Origin of the sequence: Paraburkholderia sp. GAS199 (assembly GCF_050436585.1) — a bacterium.
GTDB lineage: Bacteria > Pseudomonadota > Gammaproteobacteria > Burkholderiales > Burkholderiaceae > Paraburkholderia.
The window spans coordinates 717,479-730,204 of record NZ_JBNDMM010000001.1 but is presented as its reverse complement, the minus strand read 5'-3'; the positions used below and the strand labels follow the sequence as shown (position 1 = coordinate 730,204).

General features: G+C 64.7%; 15 protein-coding genes. 11 read left to right on the top strand and 4 right to left on the bottom strand.

Going from position 1 to position 12,726, the window contains the following annotated elements; all coding sequences use genetic code 11:
• Positions 1 to 4: 4 nt before the first annotated feature.
• The 3 genes from sctJ to P3T18_RS03145 all read right to left on the bottom strand — a co-directional run bounded on the left by sctJ (position 5) and on the right by P3T18_RS03145 (position 1,959).
• Positions 5 to 844, bottom strand: a complete 840-nt coding sequence (gene sctJ / locus P3T18_RS03155; protein ID WP_429298447.1) for a type III secretion system inner membrane ring lipoprotein SctJ — start codon at positions 842 to 844, stop codon at positions 5 to 7.
• Positions 845 to 865: 21 nt separating this feature from the next.
• Positions 866 to 1,273, bottom strand: coding sequence for a type III secretion protein HrpB2 (locus P3T18_RS03150; protein ID WP_429298446.1), 408 nt, complete (start codon positions 1,271 to 1,273; stop codon positions 866 to 868).
• Positions 1,274 to 1,341: 68 nt separating this feature from the next.
• Positions 1,342 to 1,959: an HrpB1 family type III secretion system apparatus protein gene (locus tag P3T18_RS03145; RefSeq protein ID WP_429298445.1), complete on the bottom strand. Its 618-nt coding sequence runs from the start codon at positions 1,957 to 1,959 to the stop codon at positions 1,342 to 1,344.
• Between the two features lie 306 nt (positions 1,960 to 2,265).
• Between P3T18_RS03145 and sctU the strand changes: the two genes are divergently transcribed.
• From sctU to P3T18_RS03090, 11 genes are all read left to right on the top strand, one after another.
• Entirely contained in the window at positions 2,266 to 3,381 is a 1,116-nt protein-coding gene (sctU, locus tag P3T18_RS03140; protein WP_429298444.1) for a type III secretion system export apparatus subunit SctU, read from the top strand.
• A gap of 11 nt (positions 3,382 to 3,392) precedes the next feature.
• The gene (gene sctV, locus P3T18_RS03135) at positions 3,393 to 5,498 is read left to right on the top strand and encodes a type III secretion system export apparatus subunit SctV (RefSeq protein ID WP_429298443.1); all 2,106 of its coding nucleotides are present in this window, start codon (positions 3,393 to 3,395) and stop codon (positions 5,496 to 5,498) included.
• Positions 5,499 to 5,505: 7 nt separating this feature from the next.
• Positions 5,506 to 6,198 carry a type III secretion system protein SctP gene (gene sctP / locus P3T18_RS03130; RefSeq protein ID WP_429298442.1) on the top strand — a complete coding sequence of 231 codons (693 nt, stop codon included), beginning with the start codon at positions 5,506 to 5,508 and terminating at the stop codon, positions 6,196 to 6,198.
• Positions 6,195 to 7,544 (top strand): type III secretion system cytoplasmic ring protein SctQ, encoded by a 1,350-nt coding sequence (gene sctQ, locus P3T18_RS03125; RefSeq protein WP_429298441.1) that lies wholly within the window; start codon positions 6,195 to 6,197, stop codon positions 7,542 to 7,544. Before sctP ends, sctQ begins: the two co-directional genes overlap by 4 nt.
• Entirely contained in the window at positions 7,528 to 8,178 is a 651-nt protein-coding gene (gene sctR / locus P3T18_RS03120; RefSeq protein ID WP_429298440.1) for a type III secretion system export apparatus subunit SctR, read from the top strand. The genes sctQ and sctR overlap by 17 nt, the downstream gene beginning before the upstream one ends.
• Before the next feature lie 23 nt (positions 8,179 to 8,201).
• The gene (sctS, locus tag P3T18_RS03115) at positions 8,202 to 8,465 is read left to right on the top strand and encodes a type III secretion system export apparatus subunit SctS (protein WP_429298439.1); all 264 of its coding nucleotides are present in this window, start codon (positions 8,202 to 8,204) and stop codon (positions 8,463 to 8,465) included.
• Between the two features lie 37 nt (positions 8,466 to 8,502).
• Entirely contained in the window at positions 8,503 to 9,501 is a 999-nt protein-coding gene (locus P3T18_RS03110) for a hypothetical protein (RefSeq protein ID WP_429298438.1), read from the top strand.
• A gap of 168 nt (positions 9,502 to 9,669) precedes the next feature.
• Complete coding sequence (locus P3T18_RS03105; RefSeq protein WP_429298437.1) at positions 9,670 to 10,878, top strand: secretion protein; 1,209 nt, start codon at positions 9,670 to 9,672, stop codon at positions 10,876 to 10,878.
• A 65-nt stretch (positions 10,879 to 10,943) separates the two neighbouring features.
• The gene (locus P3T18_RS03100) at positions 10,944 to 11,192 is read left to right on the top strand and encodes a type III secretion protein (RefSeq protein ID WP_429298436.1); all 249 of its coding nucleotides are present in this window, start codon (positions 10,944 to 10,946) and stop codon (positions 11,190 to 11,192) included.
• 162 nt (positions 11,193 to 11,354) lie between these two features.
• The gene (locus P3T18_RS03095) at positions 11,355 to 11,522 is read left to right on the top strand and encodes a hypothetical protein (RefSeq protein ID WP_408198728.1); all 168 of its coding nucleotides are present in this window, start codon (positions 11,355 to 11,357) and stop codon (positions 11,520 to 11,522) included.
• A gap of 102 nt (positions 11,523 to 11,624) precedes the next feature.
• On the top strand, positions 11,625 to 12,080 hold the full coding sequence (locus tag P3T18_RS03090; protein ID WP_429298435.1) for a CesT family type III secretion system chaperone: 456 nt from the start codon (positions 11,625 to 11,627) through the stop codon (positions 12,078 to 12,080).
• Positions 12,081 to 12,168: 88 nt separating this feature from the next.
• Here P3T18_RS03090 and P3T18_RS03085 read toward each other — a convergent pair whose 3' ends face one another.
• Complete coding sequence (locus P3T18_RS03085) at positions 12,169 to 12,633, bottom strand: hypothetical protein (protein ID WP_429298434.1); 465 nt, start codon at positions 12,631 to 12,633, stop codon at positions 12,169 to 12,171.
• Positions 12,634 to 12,726 lie beyond the last annotated feature (93 nt).

Here is a 12,726-nt window from a genome sequence, read left to right as displayed (position 1 = left end):
GCGCTCAGTTCGCGGGACGTAGCCGACGCAGACGCGCCAGCAAGCCGCCCAGCCAGCCGTTGCCGGGACCGACGGCGTCCGCGCTGTCCAGTTTGCCGCGCGAGCGGCCCGCCATCACGCCACGCCGCGCGAGCACCAGCAGCCCGGTGGCCGTCAATACGACAAGGCCGGCCAGCACGCCGACGAGCCAGACAGGCAGGCTGTTAGTGGCCGGCAATTGCGAATATTCGACCGGGTCGGCGGGCACCGCTGTCACGCTCACCTGATCGTAGGTCAGCCCTTCCACGCTATGCATGACGAGCGTTTTGATCTGCGGCACCAGAGCGCCGATGTCGGAGTCGCGTCGATACTTGATGAACACCGCCGCCGACGAAGGCTTGATGGTCTGCGCCAGCGGATCGTTGTTCGGCAACACGATCTGCACACGCGCCACCAGCACGCCGTCGATTTTCGACAACGTGGACGACAGTTCCTGCGACGTGCCGTAGATGAAACGCACGCGCTCTTCAGTCGGCGTGGAAACGAGCCCGTCTTTCTTGAAGAGGCCGCCGAGGTCGTCGAACTTGCTGTGCGGCAAACCACGCGCGCGCAACACTTCCATGGCGCGTACCAGCTGCGCGTCGTCCACGTCGAGCGACCAGGTCTTGCCCGCGTCGGCCGTATCCTTGGACGCATCAACGCCGCGTTCGAGCAGCGCAACCACCATTTCGTTGACGTCCTGCTCGGACAGATTGCCGTACAACTCTTTCTTGCAGCCGCCGAGCGCAATGCACAGCGCAAGCACGCCCAGCAAGGCAACGGAGCGGCGCGTTCGCGCGGATCGGACAGGCACTCGGCTTGACATGATGACGGCGTCCGGAACGGGTTACTGGTTCTTCATCAGCGTTTCGATCGCCGACTTCGAGGAATCCACCACGCCCATCTTCGCTTCCAGATCGAGCTGGGTGCTGGCGAGTTCGAGTGTCATGCGGATCGTGCCCGCGCTCATTTCGTTCATCGTCATGGTCGGCGCCTGTTGCGCGAGTTGCAGCGCGTCGTTGACGGTGTGCTGCAACTCGGCGTCCTGCGTCGCGACGAGTTTGGACGCCACCGCGGTCCCATCGGACTGCGGCGCGGCAGGCGCGCTCATCTGCCCGTTCTGCATCAGCGACTGGAACTTCTGCGCCTGTTCGGGCGTGGCTTGTGCAACCGGCGCGGCACTCGCGCCCTGCGACATCTGTTCGAGCGACGCCTGCAGCGCGCTGGCGGTGGCATGGGTGGCATTGACGGTCATATGCGGCTCCTCGAAAAACGGCTAACAGGTTGGCCCGACGTGCCGCGCCGAACGCGGCTCCAGCCCGCTCAGGCGCGCAGGAAAGCCTGCTGCGAGTAATCCACGGCTGCTGTCTGCGCGGCGGGTTGCGAAGCCGGCTGTGAGGTGGGCTGTGAAGCGACCTGCGGCGCGGTCTCGGCTGCGTCGGCAGTTTCCGCGTCGAATTCGGCAAGCGCTTCGCACGATTTCGGCGTCACGAACTGACCGCCGGCACGCTTGACCTTCATCGCGTTGAGCAGGTCTTCGCGGGCTTCGAGCGCGCGCACGAGCGACTGCGTGTCGCGGGTCGGGTTGTCTTCCATGGCTTCGGCGGCAAACTGTTTCCAGTCCGGGTCGCCCTTCGCGGACAGGCAGAACGCCAGCAGCGCCTTGGCGTAGCCGAAACGCGGCGCGTTTTCCCCAACCTGACGCAGCACGTGGATCGCGTCGTCCCAATGGCCGCGCACCATGTGCAGGATGCCGTCGAGCGTATCGATCTCGGCGACGCGCGGACGCAGCACACGCAATGCGTCCAGCACGAGTTCGATGTCGTACGGATCGGCCGACACCTTCGGAAAGTTGCTCAGCAACGCAGTCGAAACGGTTTCGATCAGGCCGCCGACGACATCGGGGCTGCAGTTCAGGTAATCCGGCGTGCTGACGATCATGATGATGGGCTCCTGGCAGAAGCGTTGAGGTCGACCGCGCCATACCGGAGCGGTCGGGAAGGATGACGAAAACATAGCAACCGCGGCGCGGCGCCACGCGAGCCGATGCGAAGTCGGCGCAACGGATGCGAAGCCGCACGACTTTCGCTGTGGCGCAATGCACCGCTATGTGCCCCATGTGCCACTCAGTGCCGTCATGCCCGCTTCGTAATGCGTGCGCCCGCTTCGCCTCGCATGGCTTGGGTGGACGGCACAGGCGCTATCGTCGGGCGATCTCCTCCCTTGCGAGCAGCCGCGCCAGCCGAAATGAGCGACGAAAAGACCGAAGAGCCAACCCAGAAAAAGCTGCGGGACGCGCGCAAGGAAGGACAGGTGTCCCGCAGCAGCGATCTGACCGACTCGATTTCAATGTCGGCGGTGGTCCTTCTGCTGATGTTCGGCGCAAGCCGCTTCAGCGACGCCATGCGCGAGGCGGTGCTGATCGCCACGAGCTTCCTGAACGGCGATCACTCCCTCACCAATATGCAGACGCAGTTGTACAAGGTGGGCATGCTGGCGCTCTCGGCGATCGTGCCGTGCATCTGCATCGCGGCGCTCGCCGCGATTGCAGGCTCGATCGCTCAGGTCGGCATGCAGATCGCCACCAAGCCCATCACGCCCGACCCCAAGGCGGTCAGTCCGATGGCGGGCCTCAAGCGGATCTTCTCGGTCAAGACGCTGATCGAATGCGCAAAGATGATCGTCAAGGCGGTGATCGTATTCGTCGTGATGTGGCAAACCATCAAGTGGCTGTTTCCGCTGATCGTCGGGTCGCTTTATCAGCCGTTACCAGGGCTCGTGCGCATGTTCTGGGACCTGTTGATCAAACTCTTCATGGTGGCCGCCGCCGTCTTCGTGCTGGTCGGCGCGGCGGACGTCAAGCTGCAGAGCTTCATGTTCCTGAAGAAGATGAAGATGTCCAAGGACGAAGTGAAGCGCGAGCACAAGAATCAGGAAGGCGATCCACGCATCAAGGGCGAACGCCGGCGGCTCGCGCGTGAAATTCTCAGCGCGCCGCCTCAATCGAAAGTAGGGATGGCCAACATGATGGTGGTCAATCCGACGCACTACTCCGTGGCCGTGCGTTACGCGCCGCACGAACATCCGCTGCCGCGCGTGATCGCCAAAGGCATGGACGAAAGCGCCGCCGAATTGCGCCGCGTGGCGCGCGATGCGGGCGTGCCGATCATCGGCAATCCACCCGTGGCGCGCGCGTTATACAAGGTCGATCTCGACCAGCCGATTCCCGAAGAACTGTTCGAAACCGTGGCAGCGATTCTGCGCTGGGTCGAGTCGATCGGCGCAAGGAGCGGGCAAGCCGCGCCGTTGCAGGAAGACGTCTCATCGCCCGGTGACTCCACTGCGCCGCCCGCCCTCCACTGACGAGACCCATCATGCTGAAGTCGTTGAAACTGCCTGCCGGCGGTGAAATCGGTATCGTCGCCCTGATCGTCGCGATCATTTCGCTGATGATCCTGCCGTTGCCGCCAGCACTGATCGACATTCTGCTCGGCGTGAACATCACGATCAGCGTGACCTTGCTGATGGTCACCATGTATGTGCCCGACGTCGTATCGCTGTCCGCATTTCCATCGCTTCTGCTCTTCACCACGCTGTATCGGCTCTCGCTGAATATTGCTTCCACCAAGTCAATTCTGCTGCATGCGGAAGCGGGCCACATCATCGAGAGCTTCGGCGAACTGGTGGTGGGCGGCAATCTCGTGGTCGGGCTGGTGGTGTTCGTCATCATCACGACGGTGCAGTTCATCGTGATCGCCAAGGGCTCGGAGCGCGTCGCCGAAGTCGGTGCGCGCTTCACGCTCGACGCGCTGCCCGGCAAACAGATGAGTATCGACGCCGATCTGCGCGCGAATCTGCTGACCGCAGAGGAAGCCAAGCGCAAGCGCGCCACGCTCGCCGTGGAGAGCCAGTTGCACGGCGGCATGGACGGCGCGATGAAGTTCGTGAAGGGCGACGCGATTGCCGGGCTCATCATCACTATGATCAACATCGTGGCCGGTATCGCGGTGGGCGTGGCGTATCACGGCATGACGGCGGGCGAAGCGGCCAACCGCTTTTCGATCCTGTCGGTCGGTGACGCGATGGTGTCGCAGATTCCCTCGCTGCTGCTCTCGGTCGCGGCCGGCGTGATGATTACCCGCGTGGCCGACGAACGGCAAGTCAAACCCGGCTCGCTGGGCGATGAAATCGGCCGGCAACTCGGTTCGAGTTCGCGCGCGCTCTATTTTGCCGCGGTGCTGCTGCTCGGATTCGCCGCTGTACCGGGCTTTCCGGCTGCCCTGTTTCTGCTGCTCGCCGGCACGCTTGCCTTCACCGCGTGGCGGCTGAACACGAAGAAGCCGCAGCAACAGAGTCACGAACGCGAAGCGTTGCATGCCATGCAGCGCTCGGGATCGAAGATCGATGTACCCGCGATTCTGGCGCGCGCGCCGCAATTCACCTGCCCGCTGGGCGTACGGATCGCGCCCGACCTCGTTGCCCGGCTCACCATGACCGCGCTCGACAAATCGTTCGAAACCGAGCGCGCGCGTTTGCAGGAAGAACTCGGTCTGCCGTTTCCTGGCATCACGATGTGGACCTACGCGGCCCTGCCTGCTGCGACTTGTCAGATACTCGTGCACGACGTGCCGCAACTCACCATCGAGCTGCCCGCCGGCAAGGTCATGTTGCCGGAAGCGAGCCGCCTCGCGCACTCAGCCGCGCCCATCGTGCTGACCGCCGACGAAAGCACCGCGCTCGACGCGCTGATCGCGCGCAGCGAAGCGGGCCCGCCGATCGACACCAGCGGCGCGCCGACACGCTGGCTCGACGAGCGCACGGTTCCGCCTAAAACGACGACATGGCGCGCGGAACAGGCGATTGCCCACGCGTGCGTCGCGCTGATGCGCCGCCACGCGCCGCTTTTTCTCGGCATCCAGGAAGTGCAATGGATTCTCGACCAGCTCGCGAGCGACTATCCCGGCCTCGTCGCGGAAGTGCAGAAAGTACTGCCGCCGCAGCGTATCGCCGATGTCTTGCGGCGACTGCTCGAAGAACAGATTTCGATCCGCAACGTGCGCACCATCATGGAAAGTCTGATCGCGTGGGGTCCGAAAGAGAAAGACATGCTGATGCTGACGGAGTACGTGCGGGGCGATCTTTCGCGCTTTCTGGCACATCGCGCCGCCAGAGGCGAGCGGACTTTGTCGGCGGTGCTCTTTGATATGCCTGTCGAGCAGCACATTCGCCAGGCCATCAAGCAGACGCCCACCGGCAATTTTCTCGCGCTGCCGCCCGACGAGGCGACCTTGCTGATCGACAAGATCCAGTCGTTTGTTGGCGTGGCACCACGGGAAGGCGTTGCGCTGGTGACGTCGATGGACATACGCCGTTACGTGCGCCGCATGATCGAGACGCGACTGAACTGGCTCGCCGTGTATTCGTATCAGGAACTCGGCGAGCATGTCGAGTTGCAGCCGCTCGGCCGCGTGTCGATCTGAGGCGACGATGACGCATATCGTGGCGCGCCATGTGCGCGTGATTCCCAACGAGTCCGACAGCGACGCTACCGACGACACCGTCGCACGCCAGGGTTCGCGTTCACGCGGTTTCGATTACGCCGCGCTGCTCGGCCGCCGCCGCGTGCTGCATCGGCTAGGCGGTCAGTCGAATGCCGACGCACATGCCGGCTCGCAAGGCAGTCACGCCGACGATACGAATGACGACGACGCCCCGACACCGCCACGCCCTTTCCACTCGCTACCCGGCGACGAACCCGGTCATGACGATTCACCCGCCACGGTCGCATCGGATACCACCCACACGACGCCGCTGCGCGCCGCCATCGGCGCGCGTGTCGCCGATGCCGCACAACCGGTGGTGAACGCGGTCTATCGTCAGCAGCAGCGAGTGGTGCAATTGCTGGGTTCGCTGGCTCGCGAGATCGGCACATTTTGCGGCGATCCGTCGATCGTGGAAGCGGGCAACTGGGAAGTGCAATTGCCGCTCGATCAAAACCTGCTTCCGCACACGACGCTCTATCTGACTCTTTCGCGTTTCAGTCTGCAGCTTCGGTTCGACACGACGGATGTGTCGGCAAGACAACTACTCTTGGAACACAGCGCACTGCTCGAGCGTGAACTCGACACTTTGCTGCGCGCGTGGGGTGAAGCCCGCGACATCGAACTCACTGTCTGGTGACGAATTCCCTGCGCATGACCTATCCGCTCGACGAGCCGACTATCGAAGACCTGGACCCGGACCTTGCGGCCACCGGCCAGCGTGCCGTGCGCGAAGCGGCGGCAAGCGAAGCCTCGGCTCGCATGCCGGCACATCGCGAAGCGCCGCCGCAACCGGCCTCCGTAACGCCGCTCGTCTTGCCGGCCGTCGATCACGCCGATGCACGGATCACGCGAACGCTGTGCGATACGCGCGTCGTCGCGCACTTGCACGCCACGCTGGGTATCACGCAGTGGCACATGGCATGGACCGACGCGCCGCAGTTTTCTGCCGGATGCGCCGACCCCGGCATGATCGATCTGACCATCGGCGCGGACGACGGCGAGACCCGTCTGCGTCTGCGTCTCGCACTCGATCTGCGCACATGGCCCGCGCTCGCCATCGCCGCATGGCCTGACCGCGACGCACCAGGCGCACGTCCGCCCGCCGATCTCGCGTTGCGCCAGGCGGTTGCAGGTGTGGTGCTCGAAGCGCTCCTTGAACGGCTCAGGCGCGTCGGATTCGACGATCCGCGTGTACTCGACGTGCGCCGCCAGCGCGCCGACGAGCAGAGCCTGTCGCAAACGAATAGGAGCCACGATCGTATGGTCGCGCTGTCGTTCATGCTGGACGAGCGACGCTACGAAGCCGCGATCGTCGCCGATGCGGGCTGCTATGACGTACTCGATCGTCTCGCGCGTCACAGCGCGTCCACAGCCAACGCAACAGATGCGCACCAGCCGGTCCAGCACACACCGGATCTCGTCATTCCCGGCAGTCTGGTGCTCGGCGTCAAACGTCTCGCGGTCGCCACGCTGAACGGCCTTGAACCCGGCGACGTGCTGTTGCGCGCCGCCTTCCCCTCGTTCGACGCGACGCTCGTCATTGCGTCGAACGACTCATCCGCCCCCCGCGCACGGCCTCGCGCCATCGCTGCGTGGGGTGTCTGCGGGCTCACGCGCGTGTGTGCCGCAGTGGAAATCGACGGGCAGTCGCTCGTCATCGTCAAGGAGCCGAATATGTCAGAAGAGCTGGACCCGGCGAGCGCCGACGCCGGGCTTGCGATCGACGATCCCGCCGACCCGATCCGGATCGATGAACTCGAATTGCCCGTGCAGTTCGAGATCGATACGGTGGCATTGTCGCTCGCGCAGCTATCGGCGCTCGGACCAGGTTATGTGCTGGAACTGCCCGTGCCCGTCGCGGACGCGCAGTTGCGGCTCGTAGCGCACGGGCAAACCATCGGTTACGGCGAGCTCGTGACAGTCGGCGAGCACCTCGGCATTCGCATCATTCGCATGGCGCACAGGCATGGTCCAATTCAGTGATATCACCGGGCTGCTGCTGGTCGTCGTCGCGATTAGTCTGCTGCCCTTCGTCGCCATGGTGGTGACGTCCTACGCAAAAATCGTGGTCGTGCTCGGCCTTCTGCGCAACGCGCTCGGTGTGCAACAGGTGCCGCCGAACATGGTGCTCAACGGCATCGCGATTCTCGTCTCGCTGTATGTGATGGCGCCAATCGGCATGCTGGCCGCGAAATCGCTCGAAGGCCAGCAGCTTGCCTCGCAACCGTCGCAAGCGCTGATTCAGGCGTTCGGCGCGGCACGCGAACCGTTCCGCGCATTCCTCGTCAAGCATACGAACGAGCGGGAAAAGCGCTTCTTCCTGCGCTCGGCTTCCGTGGTCTGGCCCAAGGAAGAAGCCGCGCAACTCAAGGAAGACGACCTGATCGTCCTCGCGCCCGCCTTCACGCTCACCGAAATGACGGACGCGTTCAAGATCGGTTTCATGCTGTACATCGCGTTTATCGTGATCGATCTCATCATCGCCAACGTGCTGCTTGCCATGGGCCTGAATCAGGTTACGCCGACCAACGTCGCGATACCGTTCAAGCTGCTGCTGTTCGTCGTGATGGACGGCTGGTCGACGCTCATTCACGGCCTCGTGATGTCCTACAAATAGCGTGCTCCTGCACAAATAGAACCATGGAAATCGATACGCTGATCCGCTTCACCACCCAGGGCATGTTGCTTTGCCTGACCGTGTCGCTGCCCGCGGTAATCGTCGCGGCCGTGGTCGGGCTCGGCGTATCGTTCCTGCAAGCCATTACGTCGATGCAGGACCAGACGCTTTCGCACGCGGTGAAACTGATTGCGGTGACGGTGGTGATCGTGGTCGCCGCGCCGCTATCGTGCGCGGCGATTCTGCACTTCGCCAACGAAATGATGCAGGCGGCCGTGCCGCTCTGACGCGGCTCGCTCTCTGCCCTTTTACAAGGCGAACGGTATGAGCCGGATTTCGCATCAGGGTAACGACACCGCCGCCGCCCACGCGCAGCGCACGGCGGAAACGCAGCAAAAGGCCGCGAATGCGCAAGGCGCGCGCAACGGCGCGCAGTTCGCCGCGCTGTATCGCGGCTCCACCAACTTCACTTACGGCGGCGACGCGCAGCGCGGTCCGTCGGTCAGTTCCGTACGCGCCAAACGGATGGCCGATCAACTGGCCCGCAAGCGACGCGCCGCAAAGAAGCAGCGCAGCAACGGCGCGAGTCTCGAAGACGACGGTCCCGACGACGCCGAAGCGCATCACGCCGAAGGCCAGAAAGTGAATCGCGACGGCGGCGGCAGAGGCGGCGGCGGGGGGCATTCGCAAGGCGAACACGGCGACGACCACGGCACGAGCGCCGCGCCGGGGATCAAAACGCGGCCCGAGCGTGGCGCAGTGCCGCCGCCCACCGGCCGCCTCGACGCGATCGCCGCGCAATACAGTCAGCCCGGTCAGGAAGGCGCACGCGCCGCCGCGATACGGGACGCGTGGCGCAACGACATGCTCGGCCTACGGGACGAACTCGCCGCGAATCCGCACGCGCCGCTCGATGCGCGCGTGTTCGAGCGAAGCATCGATCTGCTCGACGTGCAGCAGCGCATCGGCAGTCTCGCACCGGTGCACGCGGGCGGCGCATCCAACCTCAGCGTGTTGCGTGAACACGCCGGTGGCGCGCCCGCCAAAGGTGTCACGCGGCTGCCGTCGCCGGAACGCGTGCAGCGCTTCAACCTGCTGTTTCCGTTGCTGTGGCTGCACGCCGACAAACCTTCGAACGCGAAGCAGCGCGCCCGTGCCCTCGACACGCTCAGCGGACAACGTAACGGCGTGCTGGGACGCGCAGCGTCGTCAGGTGGCGCCGGATCGACCGAAGCCGGCTCGCAAAACGCGGCGTCGGACCGATCCGCCGCGCCGCCGCAGGCCAGTCAGGCGCGTCGCGCGTTTCCCGGTGGCGCGCGCTAATTGCGCTGCGTCGGCCGCCCGACTTCAGCCGCTTCGCATCGCATGCGGCGCCTTCGCATCCCCGAGGCGGCAAGTCATGCCGCGCGGCTACATTAAGGTCGATCGAGCCGGACTTGTAGCGCGATTCATGCTGCGCCGGCGCTTGCCCACCCATCTTGTGCGAACACGATGAAACTGCTGCGGATACTGACGGGCGTTCACGCGGGAGCGCAATTGCAGCTCACGCCTGGCGCGCATCGCATCGGCGCCGACGACGACGCCGACATCCGGCTGACCGACTGGCGCGGCACGGATGCATTGCTGCGCGTCGACGCGAGCGGCGTGGTCAGCGCGCAGCGCGTGGCGGCCGCTGCCGCAGTCGATTCAGGCTCGCAGATCGACGCAGCGCCCGAGGTCGCCGAAGAAGTCGTCTTGCTGGTCGATTTCGTGCCGATGCAGTTCGACGAAACGATCCTGTGTGTCGGACCGGACGACGCGGCATGGCCGTCCGATCTCGACCTGCTTTCGATGTTGCTGACGCGCCCCGCCGAGGCGCGCTTCGCGGCGGAGCGCAAGAAGCGCGGGCGCTATATCGGCGCGGTGATCGCCTGCTTCGTGCTGGGCATCGTGATCGTCGCGGGTTCGCTGCTGACGACCACGCAAATGAGCCGCGCCGCGCTGCCGCGCAATGCCGACGACCGCGCGCAGCGCGTCACCGAAGCATTGGCCGCGGCTCACGTGAGCGGCTTGCAGACGCATGCGGTGGGTAGCACGGTCGTGGTCTCCGGCATGGTCACGAGTCCCGCCGATGACGACGCGGTACGTACGCTGCTCGCGCGCATTTCGACGAGCGGTATTTCCCGCAATTACGACGTGGCGCAAAACGACGCGCGCAGCATCGAAGATTCGCTCGGTATCGCTGGCGCTCACGTGCGCTACCTCGGTAATGGCGAATTCGCGGTGACGGGTGCGGTGAGCAATCGCTCGGACCTCGAAGCCGCACTGGCACGCGTGCGCGCGGATCTGGACTCGAACGTCAGGAATATCGCCGTGGACGTCGCGGAAAACACGAATGTCGGCGCAGGCGGTCCGGCTCCCGCGTCGTACTCCGAAATGATTTCATCGGACGACGTGCGTTATGCGCAGACACCCGATGGCGTCAAGCATATCTACGCGATCGATCCGCCCGCCTCACAGCCCGACGCGGCCAACGCGGCGTCCGACACGAGCCAGACGGCCGATGCCGCTGCGCCCGGCAAACCGGGCGATGCCGTCAGCCGGACGAAGCCGGCCACGGATTCGATCGTCGACAGCGACACCGTTAGCCGCAGCGTGAACCGCGGCATGCCGCTGCCCGATCCCGCCACCTTGCCGGCGTCATCGCGCAGCCCGTCATGACCGCGCAAAGACTCACTGTCCCCGTCGAACGGGACACTCAACGACATCAGCACCAGGAGATCGACATGTACGAGCAACTCGAAACCCACGCCAGCGCATTCAACGATCTGCAAAAAACGCTCGCCGATCCGGCCGGCGCGCCGACCGTGGACGCGATCCGTCAGGCGCTCGACGCGACCGCTCAGCAGGTGAGCGAAACCCAAGGCGCGACGGACCTCGAACGCAACAATCTGGCGAAGCTGTATCGCGGCTTTCTGGCGGCGTCGCGCGTGATCGGGCGGTTGCAGGAAAAACAGGCCGTCGCGCGTCTCTGATACGACGCAGCGGCGCACCGGCGGTCTGGCGTGGCGTCATCACGCACGCGCCTCACCGACGGGCAACGCGCTTGTCGCGGCGGTTCGCCTCGCAAAGGCAGCCGACGCGGCGGCAGGTCTCGATGTAGGCCATTCACTTACCCATAGTCACTGGAGGTAGTTATGTCCGTAGGAAGCGCAGGCGGAATGATGGCTGGTCTCACGCAGGAAATGGACCAGATGACGATGATGTCGGCACAGATGCAAGTCGAACAGAGCATGTATTCGTCGGTGGCGAACATTGCGAAGAGCGGCGCCAGCAACGTGAAGGACGCTTCGCGCGGCGGCTAAGGCATCGAAGACGCGATCCGCTCGCCCAGCGCGGCGGTTCGCACGCGGCCGGTCCCGTTCATGCGGGGTCCGGCCGTATTCCTTATCACCCGGGATAAGCGGATGAGCAGCGAGCGTTATACGAGTCTCATCATGGATCTCTGCGCGTGCGTCGGTCTCGGTGACGCGGAGCATGTGCTGCGCACGCGGTCCATCGAAGTCGAAGGCTTCGACGTCCGGCTCGACTATTTCGAGCGCGACCTGGACGCGATGTACGCGAATTTTCATTTCGGCACGGTGACGGCCGGACGCACGCTCGTCGTGTTCCGTCTGATGCTGGAAGCCAACCTGTTGATCTACGCGCAGGACCAGGCGCAACTCGGACTCGATACCGATTCCGGCGGCGTGGTGCTGGTGCTGCGGCTGCCTTTCGCGGACGACCTCGACGGCGAAGCGCTCGCCGATCTGCTCGCACACTACGCCGAGCATGGTCGCTACTGGCGGCAGAACATCGTCGAATCGAGCGACGAGATGTTCGAAGGGATCGCTTCTGGAGAGTTTTTCTGGCTGCGCGCGTAGCGTGGCCAGCTTGCCACGTGATGCCGTCACGCAAACGAAACGACGGTGCCACTCATCGGCACCGTCGACACCGTCAACGAATCGCGCTTTAACCCTTCGACGCTTCTTCCACGTTGTGGGCACCCTGCTTGATCAATTCGGCAAGCTGCATGGTCGCGGCCTGCTCCAGTTGCATCAGACCACCCACGACGCTCATGCCCGCGCTCGCGACGCCCGTCGCGCCATTGGCAAGCGTCGCCGCGCCCTGAGAAAACGCGCCGAGTCGGCCCGTGCGTCCGGCGACACCCGCCGCTGCCGACTGCGCCGCCGCGGAGGCCGCGGAGGCGGCCGACGTCACCGCCGACGACGCCTTCGCCGCGAACGACGCGCGTCCGCCCTTGCCTGCTGCCGACTGTGAACCGTTGTTCGCCAGCGCGCCCAGCTTGCCGTTGGCTTCGGGTCCGGCGTGCGGCACGCCGCCGGGTTGGCCGCTATCCGCCGGTGACGGCGAGGTGTGAGTGTCCGCGAGTGGCAGCGTACTGCCTGCGCGTCCGATCGATGGTGAATCCGGCATGGTGCGATCTCCTGGTGTAAGCGTGCGTCACGACAGCGAAGCACGCGTCGTGCGAGCGATACCGCAAGTGTTCCTGCCGACCTTACAACTCGC